The following is a 20521-nucleotide window of genomic DNA, read 5'->3' as shown; positions in this document are numbered from 1 at the left end:
CTGCCCGGCTTCGTGCGTTACCGCGTGGATCATGACCAGCCTGACCCATCTCGACGATACCGGCGCCGCGCGCATGGTCGATGTCGGCGCCAAAGCCATCACCGCACGCGAGGCGGTCGCCATCGGCCGCATCTCCATGACGCCGACCGCGCTGGCACTGGTCCGCGATGCCGCCGCGAACAAGGGCGACGTGCTGGCGGTCGCACGTGTCGCAGGGATCATGGCGGCGAAGCGGACAGCGGAACTGATCCCGTTGTGCCACCCACTTCCGTTGTCACGCGTGGCGATCGAGCTGGTGGTGCAGGACGACGGGGTCGCGGTGACAGCCACCTGCGCCACCACCGGGCGGACGGGTGTCGAGATGGAGGCGCTGACCGCCGTCTCCGTCACGCTGCTGACGATCCACGATATGGTGAAGGCGGTCGACAAGGCGATGGTGATCGATGGAGTGCGTCTGTTGAGCAAGAGCGGCGGCAAGTCCGGCGACTGGACCGCGACCGATGTCGGGTGATCCGTTGCTCCTTCCCGTCGCAGAGGCACAGGCGCGGCTGTTGGCGATGGCCCGTCCGGTCACGGAGGAACAGGTACCGTTGCGGCTCGCAGCCGGGCGCTGGGCAGCGACGGACATCGCGGCGCGTCGGACCCAGCCGGCAGCCGATCTGTCGGCGATGGACGGCTATGCGATCCGCTTCGCCGATCTGCCCGGCCCATGGCGGGTGATCGGCGAGAGCGCAGCGGGAAAACCCTTCGCCGGATCGATCGGACCGGGTGAGGCGACGCGGATATTCACCGGTGCGGCAATGCCGGCCGGCGCCGATACGGTATTGGTGCAGGAAGAGGCGGCACGGGATGACGAGCGGTTGATGCTGGCGGGGGAAGGCCCGCCGAACTGTGGACGTAACGTCCGCCGCCGGGGGCTGGACTTCGCCGAGGGTGACCGTCTGGTCGCGACGGGGGATCGGCTGACCCCGGCGCGGATCGCGGTGGCGGCCACGGGAGGGCATGGCGACCTGCCGGTGCGGCGCCGCGTGCGCGTCGCGATCGCGGCGACAGGCGACGAACTGGTGCCGCCGGGTAGCGACCTTGATGGCGCGGCGCTGCCCGAATCGAACGGTGCGATGCTGGCGGCGATGCTGGCCGGTTTGCCGGTCGACCTGATCGATCTCGGTATCCTGCCCGATCGGCTGGAGGTGCTGCGGGATGCGTTTGCGGGCGTTCGGGCCGATCTGCTCGTGACCACCGGCGGTGCGTCGGTCGGCGATCACGATCTCGTCCGTCCCGCGATCGAGGCGGCGGGTGGCAGCATCGATTTCTGGCGGATCGCATTGCGGCCGGGCAAGCCGATGATGGCGGGGCGGCTGAGCGATGCGGTGGTGCTGGGGTTGCCCGGCAATCCCGTTTCCGCTTTCGTCACGGCGCTGTTGTTCGTCCTGCCGATGGTGGCGCATCTGGGTGGCGCGCGCGATCCGCTGCCGGTCGTGACCAGCGCGGTGCTGGGCGAGGATCTGCCGGCCAATCAGGGGCGAACCGACTATCTGCGTGCCGAACTGCGCGACGGACGGATTTTCGCCTCGACCATCCAGGACAGTTCCATGCTGTTGACGCTGGCCCGGTCGACCTGCCTCGTCATCCGCCCGGCGCATGCTGGAACGGCAATGGCGGGCGAATCGGCGGAAATCCTCGTGATCGCTTGACGCAAGCCCTATCGTTCCGTATCAGTTCACAGTCTGTTCCCGACGGAGTCTGGGTATGCTTACGCGCAAGCAGCACGAACTGGTCTGCTTCATCAACGACCGGCTGAATGAAACGGGTGTCTCTCCCTCGTTCGAGGAGATGAAGGAGGCGCTCGACCTGAAGTCGAAGTCGGGCGTGCATCGTCTGATCTCCGCGTTGGAGGAGCGTGCCTTCATCCGCCGCCTGCCCAACCGAGCCCGCGCGCTTGAAGTGTTGCGGATGCCAGAGCGCGCCGAGAAGAAGCCCGCCCGCCCCAAGGCGGCGGTGCCTCCACCCGCGCCAACGGTGCCCCCCGCCGCGAACGACGTGGTCGAGATTCCGTTGCACGGTCGTATTGCCGCCGGTGTGCCGATCGAGGCGTTCGAGGGATCGACGATGCTCGCCGTACCGGCCGCCCTGCTGGGGGCCGGCGATCACTATGCGCTGGAAGTGGCGGGTGATTCGATGGTCGAGGCGGGTATCCTCGACGGTGACTATGCGCTGGTCCGACGCACCGAAGTGGCACGGGACGGCGAGATCGTCGTCGCGCTGATCGAGGAGGCCGAGGCGACGCTCAAGTATTTTCGTCGCGAAGGGGCGATGGTACGCCTCGACCCGGCCAATCGCGCCTACGATCCGCAGCGTTATTCGCCGCAGCAGGTACGCATCCAGGGCAAATTGTCTGGCATCTTGCGCCGGTACGACTGATGGTATCACGATCCGCCCGGCCATTTCGGCCGGACGGATCGGCTTTCCTGTCGGGGTGGACGGGGTGGCATCACTGTCGGCGGCTGGCGCCAAGGATGCTCGTCGCCAGCCGTCCTTACCGTCCTGATAGTTTCGCTGGTGAAGTTCACCGTTATCCCGCCGGTACCCGTGAGCACCGGGCGATCGAGGCGTAGCCAACGTGGACGGCAGGTTCGTGGCAACCGTCGTTCGCTGACCACGACGTCGGCATTGCGGCAGGCGTCAGCCAGATCATTGACCGGCACCAGATAAACGCTGCGGGTCATCAACACACGCCAGCGGCCGACCATAGCCAGACACAGGTCCGCCGTGCAGCGGGCGGTCGTCGTTTCTGACAGCAGGCCGGGTTCGCCGTCGATGGCACCCGTCTCGCCCAGCACCGCGCGCATGTAGTCGCCCGTCCGGTCGCGCAACAGCGATATCCCCGTCGTGGTACGGATCGCGGCATGACGACCGTCTCCCGTTACCAGCAAGTCGGGAGACGGTACCGTCAGCGCCCAGATCGTGCCGCTTGCAAGCGGCACCAGACCCCATCGTCGCCACCCGGTCCGCCACAGTGCCAGCCACAGCCCACCGATAACAATCAATGCGAACGCCCCGTCCGGCATCACCGGCACCGCCGATACCGCACCCGGCGCGGCGGCGACTGCGCGCGCCAGCCCAAGCAGCGCCGCGATCGCGTGCGTCACCAGCCACCATAATGGCGCACCCAGTCCGACCGCATCCAGCAACAGTGCCAGCACTTCCAGCGGCATCACCACGAAGGTCGTCCACGGGATCGCGACGATGTTGGCGAGGGCGCCGTACAATCCCGCCTTATGGAAATGATAGGCGGCGATAGGCATAAGTGCCGCCTCCACCACTACGCCGGTCGCCAGCAACAACACCCCGCCCCGGGCCAGCCGTCGCCACCACGCTTCGTCACGCTGCATCGCGAAGGCACGCATGACGGGATGCTCGTGCAGAGCCACGATCGCGGTGATCGCTGCAAAGGAGAGTTGAAAACTCGGCCCCGCCACCGCCTCCGGCCAAACGATCACAACGACGAGCGCGCCCGCCGCGACCAGCCGCAGCGTCATCGCCTCCCGTCCGAGCGCCAATCCGACCAGCACCAGCAGCGCCGCGACGCACGACCGGATCGTCGGCACCTCCGCCCCCGTCAGCAAGGTATAGCCGATCGCGGCCAGCGCCCCCGCCCCTGCCGCCACCAACGGCAATCGGACCCTGAGCGCGAGAGCCGGCACGAGCGCGAGCAGCCGCAACACGATCACCATCGTGGCTGTGACGACGGCGGTGATGTGCAACCCGCTCACCGACAGCAGATGCGCCAGCCCCGCCGCGCGCATCGCATCCGCATCAGTCTGCGTGATGGCGCCGGTATCGCCCGTCGCCAGAGCGGATGCGATGCCACCCGCGCTGCCGGCAATCCGTTGGGTGATGTGCGCGCCCAATCGTGTTCGCAGGCCCGATTGCCCCCGCGACGGCGTCAACATGACGACGGGGGCGAAGCCGCGACCGGTCGCGCCGATCCCCGTGAACCACCCAACGCGCGCATAGTTATAGGCGCCGGGCACGGCCGCTTCGGGCGGGGGCATCAGCCGCGCCCGCAGGCGGATCGTCGCCCCCGGACCGATACCCACCGGCACGTCTGCGGTGGCGAGGTTGACACGGACGCGCGGCGGCAGATCGGCGACACCGGGAAGCAGCGTCAGGCGCACCAGATCGCGTGCCGCCAGCGACTCCACCCGTACGACGGAGGCCGTCATCGCCACCACCGCGGGGCGGGCAAGTACCGGCGCGGCAACCCGTTCGGCACGCCACCAGACAAGGCCCAGCCCCGCGGCCATCGCCAGGGCGCCGATCATCAGCATGCGGGCGCAACGCCCGCCCCGCCCCATGGCCACCGCTGCCAATGCGAAGGCGAGCAGCGCCAGCGCGGTGGCGCTCCACCATGCGGCGCGCGGCAGCGCGAACCACGCCGCCACACCGGCACCCAGCATCACCGGCAGCCATAACGGCAGGCGATCCCGCTCCGCCTCCAGCCGCCGTTCGATCGCAGCCGCCATCGGCGCCAGCGACATTTGTCGCCGGGGGAGGTGCATGCTAGGGGCGTCCACGGCTGAACCGGCCATCGATCATCCAGTCTGGGAGCATGTGCGCTTGGGCGCAACAACCGAACGGGGTGCCGCTGCGGCACCCGCCAATTTCACCGATGTGGTGACGCGCTTCGCGCCGTCGCCGACCGGTTTCCTGCATATCGGCGGAGCGCGCACCGCGCTGTTCAACTGGCTGTTCGCGCGTCATCATGGCGGGCGGTTCCTGCTGCGGATCGAGGATACCGATCGCGCGCGCTCGACCCAGCCCGCGATCGACGCGATCCTGGCCGGCATGCGCTGGCTGGGGCTGGATTGGGACGGCGACGCCGTGTTCCAGTTCGCCCGCGCCGATCGTCATGCCGAGGTCGCCCATGCGATGGTCGTCGCCGGCCATGCGTATCGCTGTTACATGACGGCCGACGAGATCGCCGCGCAACGCGCCGCGGCGCAGACGGCGAAGCAGCCGCTGCGTATCCGCAGTCCCTGGCGCGACCGCACCGATGCCCCCGCCGATCTTCCCTTCGTCGTCCGCCTGCGTGCCCCGCAGGAAGGGGCAACGACGATCGAGGATCGCGTGCAGGGACCGGTCACCGTCCAGAATGCCGAACTCGACGATCTCGTATTGCTGCGATCCGACGGCACGCCGACCTATATGCTCGCGGTCGTCGTCGACGATCACGACATGGGGGTGACGCACGTCATCCGTGGTGACGACCATCTGAACAACGCGTTCCGTCAGTTGCCGATCTACAGCGCCAATGGCTGGGACGTACCGGTCCATGCCCATATCCCGCTGATCCACGGATCGGATGGGGCCAAGCTGTCCAAGCGCCACGGCGCGGTGGGGATCGAGGCGTATCGCGACGAACTGGGCATTTTGCCCGAGGCCCTGGGCAATTACCTGCTCCGGCTGGGCTGGGGCCACGGCGATGCGGAAATCATCGCGCGCGACGAGGCGGTGAAGTGGTTCGATCTGGGCGCAGTGGGCAAGAGCCCGTCGCGGTTCGACCTGAAGAAGCTGGAGAACCTGAACGGCCATTACATCCGCGAGGCGAACGATGCCCGGCTGGCGGCATTGGTGGCGGGGCGGCTTGGCGGCCAGGCGGATACCGCGCTGCTGACGGCGGCGATGCCCGCGCTGAAGCCCCGCGCCGCCAACCTGATCGAATTGACCGATGCCACCGGCTTTCTGTTCGCCGCCCGGCCCCTTACCATCGACGAGGCGGCGGCGCCGCTGCTGGCTGGTGAAGCGCCGACAATCCTGGCCGATCTCCATGCAGCGCTTGACGCGGTGGACGACTGGGATACGGAGGCGCTCGAAGCCGCGGTACGCGGCGTGGCCGAGGCCCGGGGCGTCAAGCTCGGCCAGGCCGCGCAGCCGCTGCGCGCCGCGCTGACCGGGCGCAAGACCTCGCCCGGCATCTTCGACGTTCTCGTCCTTCTAGGGCGCGAGGAAAGCCTGGGTCGCATCGCCGACCGCATGGCAGCCTGATACCATGACCAGCCAGCACAAAGGATGCGTGGAATGACCGATGCTGCAAAGCTCTCCCTGACCGGCAAGGATTTCGAATATCCGGTCATGTCGGGCACGATCGGCCCGGATGTGATCGATATCCGCAAGCTTTATGCCCAGACGGACAACTTCACCTACGACCCGGGCTTCACGTCGACCGCGTCGTGTCAGTCGAAGCTGACCTATATCGATGGCGATCAGGGCGTGTTGCTCCACCGGGGCTATCCGATCGGCGAACTGGCCGAACAGTCCAGCTTCATGGAAGTGGCCTATCTGCTGCTGAACGGCGAACTGCCGAACGGCGATCAACTGGCCACCTTCGATCGCACGATCACCCGCCATACGATGGTGCATGAGCAGCTGGCGGCATTCTTCCGCGGGTTCCGCCGCGACGCGCATCCGATGGCGATCATGTGCGGCGTCGTCGGCGCGCTGTCTGCCTTCTATCACGACTCGACCGACATCCACGACCCGGCGCAGCGCGTGATCGCGTCGCACCGCCTGATCGCCAAAATCCCTACGATCGCGGCGATGGCGTACAAGTACAGCGTCGGTCAGCCCTTCGTGTATCCAGACAACTCGCTGTCCTATACCGGCAATTTCCTGCGCATGACCTTCGGCGTCCCCGCCGAGCCGTACGAGGTGAACCCGGCGGTCGAGAAGGCGATGGACCGTATCTTCATCCTCCACGCGGATCACGAGCAGAACGCATCGACCTCGACCGTGCGGCTCGCCGGATCATCGGGCGCCAATCCGTTCGCGTGCATCGCGGCGGGCATTGCCTGCCTGTGGGGTCCGGCACATGGCGGCGCCAACGAGGCGGCGCTCAACATGCTGCGCGAGATCGGCACGCCGGACAAGATTCCGGAATATATCGCCCGCGCCAAGGACAAGAACGATCCGTTCCGCCTGATGGGCTTCGGTCACCGCGTCTACAAGAACTACGACCCTCGCGCGACGGTGATGCAGAAGACGGTACGCGAGGTGTTCGACGCGCTGAACGTGAGCGACCCGCTGTTCGAAACGGCGCTGCGGCTGGAGGAAATCGCGCTCAGCGACGATTATTTCGTCGAGAAGAAACTGTTCCCGAACGTCGATTTCTATTCGGGCGTCATCCTGTCGGCGATCGGCTTCCCGACCTCGATGTTCACCGTGCTGTTCGCGCTTGCCCGCACCGTCGGCTGGGTCGCGCAGTGGAACGAGATGATCACCGATCCCGATCAGAAGATCGGCCGTCCGCGTCAGCTCTACAGCGGGCCGACGCAGCGTTCCTACGTGCCGATGTCCGACCGGTAAGCGGCGATGCGCAGCCTCCGGCCCATCCTCCTCGTCCTCGGCGTCGTCTGTGCGCTGACGGGGGCGCTGTGGATCGGTCAGGGGCTGGGTTATATCCATTGGCCGCGGTCGAGTTTCATGCTCGATCAGCGGCAATGGGCGGATTACGGTGCCGCAGTCGCGGTCGTCGGATTGCTGTTACTGCTGGTCGCCCGACGCCTGCCGCGCCGGTAGAGTCAGGGTAAAGCGTGCGCCTTCGCCGGGGGCGCTTTCCACGGTCAGGTCGCCCCCCATCGCGGTGGCCAGCCGGCGGGCGATGAACAGGCCCAGGCCATTGCCGCCTGCCTCGCCCGGATCGACCCGTTCGAACTTGCCGAAAATGCGCGCCTGATCCTCTGCGGCGATCCCCTTCCCCCGATCGGCTATGGTGATCCTGGCGGCGCCGCCCGACCAGTCGGTATCGATCGCGACCGATCCGCCCGTAGGGCTATAACGCAAGGCGTTGCCGACCAGATTGACGAGAATTTGCAGGATGCGACGGGGATCGCCGATGCATGGTGACCGCGCCTCTGCGTCCGGACGATCGATCGTCACCCCGGCATGATCGGCACGTACCGCAAGCAGCCCCGCCGCACGGCGTCCCAGATCAGCCAGGTCTACAGACTCCGCAGCGGGGACGAAGTCCGGTCGTTCGATCGCCTGAAGGTCGATCAGGTCATCGACCATCCCCATCAGATGTCGTCCTGCGCTGGCGATGTCGCCCGCATAATCGGCGTAATCGGTAGCGATCGGGCCGTCCTGCCGGACGCCGATCGCATCCGCCTCGCCAACGATACGGTTGAGGGATGTGCGAAGCGCCCGATCGAGCCCGGCGGTAAAGGCGGTGGCGAGTACGTCTTCGCCCGGCGGATCGGTAGGAGCAAGGCGGGCGGTGCCGACCAACCCGGCCACACCGCCCATCGGATCGGTGCGCAGCGTGGCGGACAGAATCATCCCCCGCCCGGTGATCCGGTTCACCGCCGCCTGCTCGATCCGCCGTCGCCGCCCGGCCAGCGCGTCGAGGATCGGCGCGGCGCCATCATCGAACCGGAACAGTGCAGTCAACGGGCGGCCGAGCATCGTTGCCGGATCGATCCCCCGATCCGGACCCACCTGGCTGGCGAGAAAAACGAAGCGTAACGCGGCATCGGTTTCCCAGGCCAGGCCATCGTCGACGCGGTGTGCTAGCATCATGCCGGGGCCCGGTTGCCAGACGGGACATATAGTCCAGCCGCTTACGGCCATCTGGATGTGATCGCCCTCGGGCTCGACCTGGATGTTCAGTTCGACATCCGCCTCCTCGTCCGCCACGATCAGGCGGCGGCTGACCGGAATGCCCAGCCGCTGCGTCAGCCAGACTGCCGCCGCCAGTTGGGGTACCGCCAGCGGCAGGCCGAGGACGCCACCCGCCCGTCCGTTCAGCCCGGCGATCGCGGCGTCAGCGGACAGAAGCCGTCCGTCACGATCGATCACCGCGTAAGCGGTCCGATCATCGACCGGCAGGTCTAGTGTCATCACCACCGCGGTCGCGACCCCGTCGCCTGGATCGCGGCGTGGAAGGCGGCCGGCAGCGCCAGCGGTGAGAGGATGGCCGCCGCCTCAGCCGCTGGAACAGCGGCGATCGCATCCAGTTGCACAGCGAAGCCATCGATGTCACGACGCTGATCGGCATCCGCCAGCGCCAGTGCGATCCGGGCCAGACTGGCACGATCGACGGACAGAGCCCGCAGTGCCAGCCACAGCCGGTCGCCGACCGGGTCGATCACGATCGCCCGCATATCAGGCATCCCGATATCCAGCGCGTGCGCGATCAGCGCGGTGAAAAGATCGAGTCGCCGATCGTCGATCGCCGCAACGAGGAGGGCAACGATGTCGTTCGCGCCGCAATCGAGGGTCATCGCCAGCCCGAGGGCGACGACATCGACGGTCTTGTCGTCGTCATGGCCGGCAAGCAGACGGCCGGTCGCCTCCGCCAGTGCGCGATCAACGGCACGGGTTACCGCCGCACTGCCATCGTCCGCGCGCAATACAGCCGCCACGCGCCAGGCGAGCCAGGCATGAAGTTCCATCGGGAGATCAACGGGGCCGGCCTCGCCACGTTCCCACGCCTCTCGGCGATGGGCGTCCAGTCCCAGCAGCGCCAGCGCCGCCTCGGCGACATCCGCATCGGTGTCTCCAGCGAGGCGGAGCAGCAGGCCGGATGTCCCGTCCGCTGTCGGCAACAAAGGCAGCGCGGCAGCAATCTGGTCATGACGGGCGCGGCGAACCAGTGCGGCCATGAGCGTGCGATCGCGCAGCAGACCCGCCGCCACCAGCCTCGGCATCAGTTCGGCAACCGGCCGCAATACCGCCGTGCCATCGATATCCCGATCGGACAGCAGGCAGGCGGCATGACGACGCAATATCGAGCCGATCGTCGCGACCAATCCACCGGCCATCGTTTCGATATCAAGCCGCGTCCGGTCATCAAGCCGCAGCGCCTCGATCACGCCCAGGTCCGCAATCGCGGTATCCAGTTCGGCCTGCGCCCGCGCCTCGGCTGCGGCAACCCGCGTTGCCAGACCATATGGGGCCCATCCCCGCCCTGTGTCATCGTTCCGACCGGCCACCATGCAAGGGGGTTAACAGACGTCGGTTAACGTCCCGTCACGCGTCAGGTCGCAACGTCTCCACCACCGCGACGAGCGTTGCGGCGGCATAGAGCGTCGCCATCGCCAGTCCCGCGACCGGCGATCCCAGCAGGGTCACCGCCGTCAACACAGTCAGGCAGGCGGGTGGTGATGACCACCAACGGCGACGCAGCGGCGGCAGGATCGCCCGCTCCGCCAGCCCTCCGGTGAACAACAACGCCAGCGCCAGCAAGGGTCCGGTCGTACCACCCGCCTCCGCGCCACCGAGCGCCAAGCCCAGCATCACCACCGCCAGCGCCGGCAGGATCGTCATTGCGCGGGCCTGCGCCCCCGCGAGCCGCTGTTCGTCGCGCAACGCCGCCAGAACGCGACCAAGGCCCAGCCCCACGCATCCTGCCAGCACCGCGATCAGTCCGGATGCCGGGGTGCCAAGTACCACGGCGATCGCACCCGCCAGTCCGATGGTGGCACCGATGCCCGCCGGCACCGCACTCGGCACCGCGCGGTCCATCAGCCACGGCGCCGCCAGTCGCGCGACGGGGGCAATGATCCAGCCGTTGAACCAGTTGCGCCGGTCGGCCGCGATCGACGCCAGGATCGCCCGGCCCCGCTTCGCCAGCGCCGCGCTGGCATGTTCGATACCATGCCCGTCATGCAGCATCGCGGGCGCGATCGGCACCTGCGACGCAAGGGCCTGTGCGGCCAGCCGCAACGTGGTGGATTGCAGGTCGTAGTCGCGTGGCAGCGCCGCCACCTCCGCGATCAGCGCGGCATCGATCCGCGCCACGCCCGCCCACGCCATGCGGCCGCCGATCCGTTCGTATTCGGGGGCCGCATCCTCTTCCGGCAGGACGAGCAACGCGTCGCGGGGTTCAACCGCGAACCGGTCCACCACCTCCTGCGTGGTGATGAGGCCATCGGCCAGCATGACGACATGCGACAGCGGATGCAATTTTTCCGACGCCTCCGCGGCGGTGCGGACCGCATCGATCGTCACCCCCCGCTTCCCGATCCGCCCCAGCGCGCCGAGCAGTTCGGGGGTCAGGCGGCCGACCGACACGATCACATGCGCGGCCCCCGCCGCGACCAGCAGCCGCGCCTGATATTCGATCAGGCACACGCCGCCGAACGGCAACGTCGCCGTCAGTTGGCCGGGACGATCGAGCGCCTCGTCATTTGCGAAAAGAAGCCCTGCGAGCATCCGGACAGGCTGTTAGGCAAGCGCCGCCACGATGCAAGCCCGTTGCGGCCGTTATCCGGGCGATCCGTGACGATCCGTGCCCGTCAAACGCCCCGTCAGAGGCGGGCGATCGCCCGGCGCAGCTTGGCGACGGTGGACAGGTCGCCGGGGCGACCATCGATCGCGCTGCGTGCCAGCGTCATCAGCCGGACCGCGCCGAAGCTGGCGGCCAATCCATGCAGGCGGAGCGCCGCACCGCGCCATTCGTCGACATTGCCGCCTGCCAGTTCCATCAGCCCCAGCGTCCGCTCCGCACCAGTGATGAAGGCCAGCCGCAACTCGACGATCAGCGCGGGTTCGTCCCCCACGGTCGCCGCCAGCGTCGCATCGATTGCACCAGGATCATAAGCCATCCCAGCCCTCTAGTCCGACCGGGATTAAGGTTGCGTTGATCGCAACGGCGGGGCGATCGGACGGATTGTGACACACGGACTTTGCCTGCGGGAGAAAAATGCTACAACCGCACCGATGAACGGGGGGCCGGTAATGGGCGCGCGCATCGACACGCATGAAGATCTCTGGCCGACCGCGATGGGTGGCTGGGCCGGACAGGACGGCGCCGACCGGACGGTGGACGGGATCGATCCCGTCGCGGCCGATGACGCGACGGGCGGCTGGATCGCCCCTGCGCTGGCAGGCACGATCGTGATGATCTGGGTCGGCGGGCTGACCTGGCTGGTCCGCGACGCGCTGGGATCGATCACGCCGATCGATCTCGTCCAGTTCCTCACCGCCCTGTGCATCGCCCCCGCGCTGGTCGGCATCGTCTGGCTGCTGGCGCGACGCACCAGCCGGGCGGAAGCGCAGCGCTTCGGTGCGTCGGCGCAGGCGATGCGAGCGGAGGCGGCGGCGCTCGAACGCCGGATCGCCTCGCTATCACGCACGCTGACCGCGCAGCGCGAAGCGATCGGGGCACAGCTGGACGCAGGCACGGCCGCCGCGACCCGGTTCGAGGCGATCGGCCATGCCCTTCACCGCGAAGTCGTGCAGGCAGAGGCGCAGGCGGACCATCTCGCCGCCACCGCCGAACGGGCGCGCGCTACCGTCGGCGAATTGATCGCGGCGATGCCGCAGGCCCGCAACGACAGCGAAGAAGTCGGTCGACGGCTGGATCAGGCCGGGCTGACCGCCGCGGCGCAGGCCGCCGCGCTGGAGGCGCAACTCGATGCGCTCGGCCGCCGGGCGCGCGAATCGAATGAGGCCGCCGCCGCCGCCGCTGAACGGCTCGCGATGCATATCGAGCGCATGGACGCGACCAGCCACCGCGCCGGCACCCGTCTTGAAGAGGCAACCGCCGCCGCCTCACACGCGCTGGACCAACTGGTCGAATCGGCAGCACGTCGGCTGGACCGGCAGATCGAGCATCTCGGCACTGCCGGCACCGTCGCAACGGGGCGGATGACCGACGCCGGCGGGCAACTGGCAGCGACGATCGTTGCGCTGGTCGACCGGACGGAGGCTGCAGCGGAAGGCGCCCGTGCCCGACTGGCCGATCGCGGTGACGAGATGCTGGTGGCGGTTGCCGCGCATCAGACCGCACTGGAAAAAACCGCGCGCGACGGCGTCGATGGCCTGGCGATTCGGCTGGAAGAAGTCGATGCGACGATCGATCGCCTCGCCGCCCGCCTCGGCAGGCAACGGAGCATCGGGCAGGAACTCGTCGGTGATCTGGCCGATGGCGTGGCGCTGGTCGAACGCCAGCTCGATTCGCTTCACGCGAATGGCAGCGAGCGGACGCAGTTGCTTGCCGCCTCGATCAGCGCGCTGGGTGGTTCCGCCGATGCGATGACCGAGGCGTTGCGGACCGGCGAGGCGATGGCGTCGCGGACGATCGCGACCACCGAGGCGCTGCTGGTCGCCCTGGATGCCGCCGCGCGCGAGATCGACGAGACATTGCCCGATGCACTTGGCCGGCTCGATGGCCGGGTCGACAGCAGCCGACACCTGATTGCCCAGGCCCGGCCCGACCTGCTGACGCTGGTCAGCGCCGCCGAGACGACGCACGACGCGGTCGAGGCGATTGCGGGCACCATCGCCGATCAGCGCCGGTCGCTGGACGATCTTTCGGGCAATCTGCTGGATACGCTCAGCAACGGCCGCGACAGTGCCGGTGCGCTTGCCGAGGCGGTGGATCAGGCGATCGACCGCAGCCACCGCCTGTCGGAAGAGGCGACGCCGCGGCTGGTCGAGGCGCTGCTGCGGGTCCGGGACACCGCGCAGGTCGCGGCGGATCGCGCGCGGGAGGCGATCACCGCAGTCATCCCCGCCGCCGCCGCCAAGCTGGAACAGGCGAGCGCGGAGGCGATGCGCCGCGCCGCCGGCGACACGATCGAGCGCCAGGTGGCGGCGATCGGCGACGCCACGCAGGAGGTGGTCGCCGCCACCGCCCGCGCGACCGAACAGCTGACCGGCCAGATCGATACGATCACGCAGCAGAGCGCGGCGCTCGATGCCCGGCTAGCCGCGATGCGCGACAGCGATTCGATGGCGGGGCGCGTCACCCAGTTGATCGAGACGCTCAATTCGGCATCGATCGACATCGCCAAGGCCTTCGCCCCCGATGTTGCCGACAGTGCCTGGGCCGCCTATCTGAAGGGGGATCGCGGCGTCTTCACCCGCCGTGCGGTACGCCTGATCGACAGCGGCGATGCACAGCGGATAGCGAACCTGTACGATGGCGACCGCACGTTCAACGAACACGTCAACCGCTACATCCACGATTTCGAGGCGATGCTGCGGGCCATCCTGACCCAGCGCGACGGATCGGCGCTGGGGGTAACCTTGCTGTCGTCCGACATGGGCAAGCTCTACGTCGCCCTTGCCCATGCGATCGAGCGGTTGCGATAATTCGGATCATGACGGCGTAAATCCCACAGGGCTGTGGGTGCGAGTGCAATGACGGGCTGGCAATCCTGCCCGATATTCGAAAAGCCCCTCTCCCGACGGAGAGGGGCTTTTCTTGCATTACCAGCCCTGTGGCTTGCCCTTGTTCTGCTGATCCAGCCACGCCTTCAACGGCGCGAAATAGGCGATCATCGCCTTGCCGCTCATGTCGCGGGTGCCGGTGAACTGTTGCAGCGCGTCCGGCCAAGGCTTTGACTGGCCCATCGCCAGCATCGCGTTCAGCCGCGTGCCGACCGTCTTGTCGCCATAGAATGAACAGCGATGGAGCGGCCCCTTCCATCCGGCCTGCTTGCACGCGGCCTGATAGAACTGGAACTGGAGCACGCGGGCGAGGAAATAGCGCGTATACGGTACGCCCGCCGGGATGTGATATTTCGCCCCCGGATCAAACTTCGTCTCGTCCCGCGTCACCGGCGGCGCCACGCCCTGATATTGCAGGCGAAGCTTGTCCCATCCCGCCTGATAGCCGGTCGGCTTGATCTCGCCCGAGAACACGCCCCAGCGCCATTTGTCGATCAGCAGGCCGAAGGGCAGGAAGGCGACCTTGTCCATCGCCTGACGCAGCAACAGGCCAATGTCCTTGTCTGCGCTTGGCACCTTCGCCTTGTCGAGCAGGCCGATGCCGACCAGATAGTCGGGCGTGATCGATAGCGCGACGGTATCGCCGATCGCCTCGTGGAACCCGTCATTCGCTCCGTTCTTGTACAGGAACGGCTGCGCCTTGTACGCCCGCTGATAGTAATTGTGACCGAGTTCGTGATGGATGGTAACGAAGTCGTCGCCGTTCACCTTCGTGCACATCTTGATGCGAATATCATCGGCATTGTCGAGATCCCATGCCGAGGCATGACAGATCACCTCGCGGTCGGCAGGCTTCACGATCTGCGACCGCTGCCAGAAGGTTTCGGGCAGCGGCGCGAAACCGAGCGAGGAATAGAAGGCTTCGCCCTGACGGACCATCCGCGTCGCGTCATAGCCCTTGGCCTTCAGCAGGTCGCCGGTGTCGTAGCCCAGATCGCCGGCGCCGGCAGGCGCGACGAGGTCATAGATGTTGCCCCATTCCTGCGCCCACATATTGCCGAGCAGGTCGGCGCGGATTGGCCCGGTCTTCGCCTGCACCGCATCGCCGTATTTCTCGTTCAGCTTCCAGCGGACATAGGTGTGGAGCGCCAGATAGAGCGGCTCGACCTCCTTCCAGATGCGATCGGTGGTTGCCGCGAAGGCATCCGGCGTCATGTCGTAACCGGACCGCCACAGCGCGCCGGTGTCGGCATAGCCGAGCCCTTTGGCCCCCGCATTGGCAAGATCGGTCATCTTCATGTAATCGGCCCGCATCGGTGCGCCGACATTGTCGTGCCAACTGATCCACATCTCCTTCAGCTTGGCGGGATCGCGGCTTTCCCCCATCGCCGCCTCGATGTCCGAACCGTTGACCGGCTTGCCGTCGAGCGTGCCCCGGCCCTTGCCATAAGCGGACGACATCCGCGTGGTCAGCGTCGCCAGAGCTTCCGCCGCGCCGGGCGTCGCCGCAGCCGGCAGGGTGATGCCACCGCGCAGCAGGTCGAGCTTGCGCCGGGTGTCGAACGACAGGCCGGGCAGCGTGGCATAGCGCGCGGCCTGCGTGGCGAGCGTCACCTGCAATTCGGTCATCGCGCCGTTCGCCTGCGCGGCCAGGGCGTCGGTATCGTCGGTGATGTAGGTCGCATTGACCCAGCTGATCCGGTTTAGCGGGATCGACCGGTCGGCGATCTGCTTCTCGGCGTCGGCGACAAAGGCGTCGGCCTGCGCGACGGTGACGGGCGTGGCCGTCTGTGCCGGTAGCGGGGTGGCGGCAAGCACGCTCGCCAGCACGGCGAGCGAGGCGGTGGTACGGATCATGATGTTCCTCTTCGGACGGACGGCGCGGTGATCCACCCGCCGCCCGTCGCCGTCAAGTCGCCAGGAACGCGGCGATCGCCTGCCCCAGTTCGGGCTTGGCGACCGAGCTCATATGCCCGCCCGGCACCTCGACGAAACGGCCGTCCGGCAACGCATCGGCCAGCGCCGCCGCCGACCCGTTGTCGAAATCCTCCACGCCCGCCACGACCAGTGCCGGCATCGCGAACCCCCGGATCATTGCCAGCGGGGTATCGGCGAAGGTATCGAGAATACCGAGCAGCGCGACCGGATCGCCACCGGTGGTCTTCAGAAACGCCTCCGCCAGCCATTCCGGGCTACCGCGCTTGTGTTCGCCCAGGCGGGTCAGGATGTTACGGAAATGATCGACCCGGCGGTCGGTTTCGGTCAGCCCCTCCAGCCCCATGCCGGCGAAGATCACCCGCCCCGGCGTCGCCCCCGTCGCCAGCATCCGCGATGCCGTGCGCGCGCCCAGCGAATAGCCGCCGAGATCGTAATCGGTCAGCCCCAGATGGGCGATCAGCGCATGGCCATCGCGCGTCAGGATGTCGGGCACATAGGCTGCGGGGTTATGCGGCCGATCGCTGTCACCATGGGCGCGCAGGTCCGGCATGATGACCCGGCGCCCGGTGGTGGCGATCGCGGCGGCATGGCCGTACCGCAGCCAGTTGGTCCATGCGTCGCTGAAATACCCGTGGATCAGCACAATGGGCCGCCCCTCACCTACTTCCCGCCATGCCAGCCGAACGCCGTCGGAACCGTGAAAGAACTGCGGCGGAGGGGGCGTGCTGGTCATCGCACTTCCTTAAACCGCCCGGCGCTGCAGGGCCAGTGGATCGGCATGGTTGAGCGCGTGCGCGCTTTGGACTAGGCGCAGGGGATGACGGCAACGATCGCGCTCGTCGACGACGATCGCAACATCCTGACCTCGGTGTCGATCGCCCTTCAGGCGGAGGGGTTCCTGACGCGCGTCTATTCGGATGGCGAGGCGGCGCTGAAGGCGCTGGCCGACAATCCGCCCGATCTGGCGATCTTCGATATCAAGATGCCGCGGATGGATGGACTGGAATTGCTGCGTCGTCTGCGCGAACGCCAATCGACTCCCGTGATCTTCCTGACTTCCAAGGACGACGAACTGGACGAGGCGCTGGGTCTGGCGATGGGCGCGGACGATTACATCGCCAAGCCTTTTTCCCAGCGGCTGCTGATCGCACGCATCCGCGCCATCCTGCGCCGGGCAGAACCGTTGCAACCCGCCGGCGCGGGGGGCGAGCCGACGGCGGAGACGCTGGTACGCGGCCGGCTGGCGATGGACCCGGCCCGCCACCGCGTGCTGTGGGATAACGAGCCGGTGACGCTGACCGTCACCGAATTCCTGATCCTGGAAACGCTGGCGCAGCGACCGGGCGTAGTGAAGACGCGCAACCAGTTGATGGATGCCGCCTATCAGGACGACATCTATGTCGACGATCGCACGATCGACAGCCACATCAAGCGCGTCCGTCGCAAGTTCCGCGGGGTCGACCCCGAATTCGACGCGATCGAAACCCTCTATGGTGCCGGTTATCGCTTTTCCGAGGAATGAGTCCCCGTCCGACGAGGGGGCCGATCTGGCGTTGCGCTGGTCGGGACGCGTCTCGCTCACGCGGCGTATCCTGGCAGTCAACATCATCGCGCTGCTGCTGCTGGCGGGCGGATTCTTCTATCTGGACAGCTATCGGTCGCGCATCGTCGACAACCGTGTCGCGCAGGCATCGCGCGAGGCCCGGTTGATCGCGGAAGCGCTGGCAGCGGCCGATACCGGACGCGAGGCCCTGCTGTTGCGGCTGGCGCGCGATACCGGCGCCCGCATCCGCCTGCTCGGCCCGGCCGGGGTCACGATGGACAGCCGGGCGCTGGGCCAGCGCAACTTCGTGTTGCAGGATCCCGACCGCGAGGGACTGGACCAGCGGATCGCGCGCTTCCTGGACGGGATGATCGATACCGTCGTCGCCGCCGCCCGGCCCCCGCTCTATCGAGATCGTTCCGATCCCGCGCAGTGGCCCGACGTGCGCGCCGCCCGGCGCGGCATCGCCGCCGCCACGGTCTGGCGCGCGCCGGACCGGACCCCGGTCATCACCGCCGCCGCGCGGCTGCCGGATGGCATGATTGCGCTGACCGCGACCAACGCACGCGACATCACCCGCACCGTACGGACCGAGCGGCTGCGCCTCAGCCTGGTGCTGCTGATGGTAACGATCGTCTCGGTCCTGCTCTCGTTGTTCCTAGCGCGCACCATCGTCCGGCCGCTCCGCCGCCTTGCCCGCGCGGCCGTGCGCGTCCGGCTGGGCCGAGCGCGCGAGGTGGTGGTACCGCGCCTGCCGTCCCGCCGTGATGAACTGGGCATGCTGGCGCGGGCGCTCTCGGACATGAGCCTCGCCCTGCGCGCCCGGATCGACGCGACGGAGGCGTTCGCTGCCGATGTGACCCATGAAATGAAGAACCCCCTCGCCTCGTTGCGGTCGGCGGTCGACGGACTTGGCCGGGTCAGCGATCCCGCCCTGCAGGCACAATTGCTGGCGATCGTGCAAGACGACGTGCATCGGCTCGACCGGCTCATCACCGACATCTCGGAGGCGTCACGGCTCGACGCGCAGCTCAGCCGCGCGAAATTCGAACCGGTCGACATCGGCGCGATGGTCGCGGGATTGCTTGATCAGCGCGCGCAGCGTGGCATCGGTCGCGACGTCCGCTTCGATTTCGACCGCCCGGCCGATGTCCCGCTGGTGACGATGGGCGAAGGCGCCCGACTGGAACGGGTGTTCGAGAACCTGCTCGACAACGCCCATTCCTTTTCCCCCGACGATGGTCTCGTGACGATCACGGCCACGGTGCGGAATGGCGATCTGGTCATCATGGTCGAGGACGAGGGCCCCGGTGTACCGGAGGAAGCACGCGAGTCGATCTTCCGCCGGTTCCAGTCGATCCGCCCGCACAGCGAAGAGTTCGGTCGCCATTCCGGACTCGGGCTGGCGATCGCGCGCACGATTGTCGAGGGGCATGGCGGCGTCATCACAGCGGAATCACGCAAGGATGGTCGCACCGGGGCGCGCTTCATTGTTTGCCTGCCCGCCGGGACAGAACGATGACGGCCGTCACGATCCACGCCTCCACCGTCGCGATCGAAGGGCGCGCGGTGATGATCGCGGGGCCGTCAGGCGCCGGAAAATCCGACCTCGCGCTGCGCCTGATCGACCGCGGCGCGATGCTGGTCAGCGACGACTATACAATCGTCACCGCGCGAGACGGACGGCTATGGAGTTCGGCGCCCGCGACGATCGCCGGAATGATCGAGGTACGCGGGGTTGGCATCGTCGATCTGCCTGCCGCTCCGCCGACCCCGGTCGCCCTAATCGTGCGTCTCGGTGCCGACGTGCCGCGTTTACCCGATCCGCGCACCCGCATGATCGAAGGCGTCGCGATCGCGGAGATCGTGCTGGAACCCTTTGCGGCCTCCACCCCGATCAGGATCGAACTCGCCTTGCAAAAGGGATTACCGGCATGACCGCACCACAGGATGTCCTGATCGTCACCGGCCTGTCGGGCGCCGGCAAGTCCACCGTGCTGAAGACTCTGGAGGATCTGGGTTGGGAGACGGTCGATAACCTCCCGCTCACGCTGCTCGACCGGCTGCTCGACGCGCCGCTGCCGATCGGCGCGGATGGCCGGCGGCCGCGCCTGGCGCTGGGGCTGGGCGCAGGCACGCGCGATTTCGATCCTCAGCGCGTCGTCGAACGTGTCGCTCAGGGTCAGGGCGACGATCGCGATCCGATCGGGCTGTTGTTCCTGGATTGCACCGATGCCGAACTGGAACGCCGCTATGCCGAGACGCGGCGGCGGCACCCCATGGCGCCCGACCGGCCGGCGCGTGACGGCATCGCCCGCGAACGCGATCTGCTGGCACCGCTGCGCGAGGCGGCACCGCGACGGATAGACACCAGCACCCTGTCCGCCCATGATCTGGCACAGGAAATCCGCATCACTTTTTCGGGCGACAGTGCGGCAGAGACGGTGGTGTCGGTGACATCGTTCGGCTTCGCCCGCGGGTTGCCGCGCGGTGCCGATCTGGTGTTCGACATGCGTTTCCTGCGTAATCCCCACTGGGTGCCGGCACTTAAGCCCGGCACCGGACTGGACGCAGATGTCGCCGCCTACATCGCCGAGGACCCCGCCTACGAGCCCGCCGTCTCGCGGATCGAAGATTTGCTGGCGCTGTTGCTTCCGCGCTACGCCGCCGAGGGAAAGGCCTATGTTTCGATCGCCATCGGATGTACCGGAGGGAGACATCGTTCGGTGCACGTCGCAGAACGGATCGCCCGCTCCTTGTGCGATGCGGGATTTTCGCCCACAGTCGGGCATCGTGATTTGGGGGCAGCGCCGCAGGACTCGCTGGAGTGCCGCCGGTCGCCCAGCAGGTAGGTAGCGCATC

Annotated in this window: 18 protein-coding genes; 11 read left to right on the top strand and 7 right to left on the bottom strand. The window is 67.6% G+C overall.

What is annotated here, in order from left to right:
- The first annotated feature begins 31 nt into the window (after positions 1 to 31).
- Genes moaC through lexA form a run of 3 tightly spaced genes read left to right on the top strand, consistent with a single transcriptional unit; the run spans position 32 to position 2421 of the window.
- Entirely contained in the window at positions 32 to 511 is a 480-nt protein-coding gene (gene moaC / locus ABD719_RS16045) for a cyclic pyranopterin monophosphate synthase MoaC (RefSeq protein ID WP_344694371.1), read from the top strand.
- The gene (locus ABD719_RS16040) at positions 501 to 1694 is read left to right on the top strand and encodes a molybdopterin molybdotransferase MoeA (protein WP_344694370.1); all 1194 of its coding nucleotides are present in this window, start codon (positions 501 to 503) and stop codon (positions 1692 to 1694) included. Before moaC ends, ABD719_RS16040 begins: the two co-directional genes overlap by 11 nt.
- Before the next feature lie 55 nt (positions 1695 to 1749).
- Entirely contained in the window at positions 1750 to 2421 is a 672-nt protein-coding gene (lexA, locus tag ABD719_RS16035) for a transcriptional repressor LexA (RefSeq protein WP_344694369.1), read from the top strand.
- 5 nt (positions 2422 to 2426) lie between these two features.
- Here lexA and ABD719_RS16030 read toward each other — a convergent pair whose 3' ends face one another.
- Positions 2427 to 4562 carry a ComEC/Rec2 family competence protein gene (locus tag ABD719_RS16030; RefSeq protein ID WP_344694368.1) on the bottom strand — a complete coding sequence of 712 codons (2136 nt, stop codon included), beginning with the start codon at positions 4560 to 4562 and terminating at the stop codon, positions 2427 to 2429.
- 58 nt (positions 4563 to 4620) lie between these two features.
- On the opposite strand from ABD719_RS16030, the gene gltX reads away from it, so the two are divergent.
- From gltX to ABD719_RS16015, 3 genes are read left to right on the top strand one after another with little or no spacing between them, the layout of a single operon-like run.
- The gene (gene gltX / locus ABD719_RS16025) at positions 4621 to 6048 is read left to right on the top strand and encodes a glutamate--tRNA ligase (protein ID WP_344694367.1); all 1428 of its coding nucleotides are present in this window, start codon (positions 4621 to 4623) and stop codon (positions 6046 to 6048) included.
- Between the two features lie 33 nt (positions 6049 to 6081).
- Complete coding sequence (locus ABD719_RS16020) at positions 6082 to 7365, top strand: citrate synthase (protein ID WP_344694366.1); 1284 nt, start codon at positions 6082 to 6084, stop codon at positions 7363 to 7365.
- 6 nt (positions 7366 to 7371) lie between these two features.
- Positions 7372 to 7578, top strand: coding sequence for a hypothetical protein (locus ABD719_RS16015; RefSeq protein WP_344694365.1), 207 nt, complete (start codon positions 7372 to 7374; stop codon positions 7576 to 7578).
- Here the strand turns inward: ABD719_RS16015 and ABD719_RS16010 are convergent.
- The 4 genes from ABD719_RS16010 to ABD719_RS15995 all read right to left on the bottom strand — a co-directional run bounded on the left by ABD719_RS16010 (position 7543) and on the right by ABD719_RS15995 (position 11606).
- Entirely contained in the window at positions 7543 to 8898 is a 1356-nt protein-coding gene (locus tag ABD719_RS16010; RefSeq protein WP_344694364.1) for a sensor histidine kinase, read from the bottom strand. The two genes, ABD719_RS16015 and ABD719_RS16010, sit on opposite strands and share 36 nt — an antisense overlap.
- The gene (locus ABD719_RS16005; protein WP_344694363.1) at positions 8898 to 9872 is read right to left on the bottom strand and encodes a hypothetical protein; all 975 of its coding nucleotides are present in this window, start codon (positions 9870 to 9872) and stop codon (positions 8898 to 8900) included. The genes ABD719_RS16010 and ABD719_RS16005 overlap by 1 nt, the downstream gene beginning before the upstream one ends.
- Before the next feature lie 157 nt (positions 9873 to 10029).
- Complete coding sequence (locus ABD719_RS16000; RefSeq protein ID WP_344694362.1) at positions 10030 to 11214, bottom strand: hypothetical protein; 1185 nt, start codon at positions 11212 to 11214, stop codon at positions 10030 to 10032.
- Between the two features lie 95 nt (positions 11215 to 11309).
- Entirely contained in the window at positions 11310 to 11606 is a 297-nt protein-coding gene (locus tag ABD719_RS15995; protein ID WP_344694361.1) for an Hpt domain-containing protein, read from the bottom strand.
- Between the two features lie 133 nt (positions 11607 to 11739).
- Here ABD719_RS15995 and ABD719_RS15990 point away from each other — a divergent pair, with 133 nt between their 5' ends.
- Positions 11740 to 14100 carry a coiled-coil domain-containing protein gene (locus ABD719_RS15990; RefSeq protein WP_344694360.1) on the top strand — a complete coding sequence of 787 codons (2361 nt, stop codon included), beginning with the start codon at positions 11740 to 11742 and terminating at the stop codon, positions 14098 to 14100.
- Positions 14101 to 14217: 117 nt separating this feature from the next.
- Here ABD719_RS15990 and ABD719_RS15985 read toward each other — a convergent pair whose 3' ends face one another.
- Both ABD719_RS15985 and ABD719_RS15980 read right to left on the bottom strand, forming a co-directional pair.
- Positions 14218 to 16035: a M2 family metallopeptidase gene (locus tag ABD719_RS15985; protein WP_344694359.1), complete on the bottom strand. Its 1818-nt coding sequence runs from the start codon at positions 16033 to 16035 to the stop codon at positions 14218 to 14220.
- A gap of 52 nt (positions 16036 to 16087) precedes the next feature.
- Complete coding sequence (locus tag ABD719_RS15980; protein ID WP_344694358.1) at positions 16088 to 16849, bottom strand: alpha/beta fold hydrolase; 762 nt, start codon at positions 16847 to 16849, stop codon at positions 16088 to 16090.
- A gap of 84 nt (positions 16850 to 16933) precedes the next feature.
- On the opposite strand from ABD719_RS15980, the gene ABD719_RS15975 reads away from it, so the two are divergent.
- From ABD719_RS15975 to rapZ, 4 genes are read left to right on the top strand one after another with little or no spacing between them, the layout of a single operon-like run.
- Positions 16934 to 17638, top strand: a complete 705-nt coding sequence (locus ABD719_RS15975; RefSeq protein ID WP_192127746.1) for a response regulator transcription factor — start codon at positions 16934 to 16936, stop codon at positions 17636 to 17638.
- Positions 17607 to 19181, top strand: coding sequence for a sensor histidine kinase (locus tag ABD719_RS15970; RefSeq protein WP_344694357.1), 1575 nt, complete (start codon positions 17607 to 17609; stop codon positions 19179 to 19181). The genes ABD719_RS15975 and ABD719_RS15970 overlap by 32 nt, the downstream gene beginning before the upstream one ends.
- Positions 19178 to 19597 carry an HPr kinase/phosphorylase gene (locus ABD719_RS15965; protein WP_344694356.1) on the top strand — a complete coding sequence of 140 codons (420 nt, stop codon included), beginning with the start codon at positions 19178 to 19180 and terminating at the stop codon, positions 19595 to 19597. Before ABD719_RS15970 ends, ABD719_RS15965 begins: the two co-directional genes overlap by 4 nt.
- The gene (rapZ, locus tag ABD719_RS15960; protein WP_344694355.1) at positions 19594 to 20511 is read left to right on the top strand and encodes an RNase adapter RapZ; all 918 of its coding nucleotides are present in this window, start codon (positions 19594 to 19596) and stop codon (positions 20509 to 20511) included. The genes ABD719_RS15965 and rapZ overlap by 4 nt, the downstream gene beginning before the upstream one ends.
- Positions 20512 to 20521 lie beyond the last annotated feature (10 nt).

The organism is Sphingomonas cynarae, assembly GCF_039537815.1.
Taxonomy (GTDB): Bacteria; Pseudomonadota; Alphaproteobacteria; order Sphingomonadales; family Sphingomonadaceae; genus Sphingomonas; species Sphingomonas cynarae.
The sequence above is the reverse complement of the archived record's forward strand: the minus strand, read 5'-3'. Positions and strand labels throughout refer to the sequence as shown.

Bases quoted from the DNA above. Each gene is read 5' to 3' on its own strand.
- moaC (WP_344694371.1), top strand. From the start codon at position 32: ATGACCAGCCTGACCCATCTCGACGATACCGGCGCCGCGCGCATGGTC.
- ABD719_RS16040 (WP_344694370.1), top strand. From the start codon at position 501: ATGTCGGGTGATCCGTTGCTCCTTCCCGTCGCAGAGGCACAGGCGCGG.
- lexA (WP_344694369.1), top strand. From the start codon at position 1,750: ATGCTTACGCGCAAGCAGCACGAACTGGTCTGCTTCATCAACGACCGG.
- ABD719_RS16030 (WP_344694368.1), bottom strand. From the start codon at position 4,562: ATGCACCTCCCCCGGCGACAAATGTCGCTGGCGCCGATGGCGGCTGCG.
- ABD719_RS16020 (WP_344694366.1), top strand. From the start codon at position 6,082: ATGACCGATGCTGCAAAGCTCTCCCTGACCGGCAAGGATTTCGAATAT.
- ABD719_RS16015 (WP_344694365.1), top strand. From the start codon at position 7,372: ATGCGCAGCCTCCGGCCCATCCTCCTCGTCCTCGGCGTCGTCTGTGCG.
- ABD719_RS16010 (WP_344694364.1), bottom strand. From the start codon at position 8,898: ATGACACTAGACCTGCCGGTCGATGATCGGACCGCTTACGCGGTGATC.
- ABD719_RS16000 (WP_344694362.1), bottom strand. From the start codon at position 11,214: ATGCTCGCAGGGCTTCTTTTCGCAAATGACGAGGCGCTCGATCGTCCC.
- ABD719_RS15995 (WP_344694361.1), bottom strand. From the start codon at position 11,606: ATGGCTTATGATCCTGGTGCAATCGATGCGACGCTGGCGGCGACCGTG.
- ABD719_RS15990 (WP_344694360.1), top strand. From the start codon at position 11,740: ATGGGCGCGCGCATCGACACGCATGAAGATCTCTGGCCGACCGCGATG.
- ABD719_RS15985 (WP_344694359.1), bottom strand. From the start codon at position 16,035: ATGATCCGTACCACCGCCTCGCTCGCCGTGCTGGCGAGCGTGCTTGCC.
- ABD719_RS15980 (WP_344694358.1), bottom strand. From the start codon at position 16,849: ATGACCAGCACGCCCCCTCCGCCGCAGTTCTTTCACGGTTCCGACGGC.
- ABD719_RS15975 (WP_192127746.1), top strand. From the start codon at position 16,934: ATGACGGCAACGATCGCGCTCGTCGACGACGATCGCAACATCCTGACC.
- ABD719_RS15970 (WP_344694357.1), top strand. From the start codon at position 17,607: ATGGTGCCGGTTATCGCTTTTCCGAGGAATGAGTCCCCGTCCGACGAG.
- ABD719_RS15965 (WP_344694356.1), top strand. From the start codon at position 19,178: ATGACGGCCGTCACGATCCACGCCTCCACCGTCGCGATCGAAGGGCGC.
- rapZ (WP_344694355.1), top strand. From the start codon at position 19,594: ATGACCGCACCACAGGATGTCCTGATCGTCACCGGCCTGTCGGGCGCC.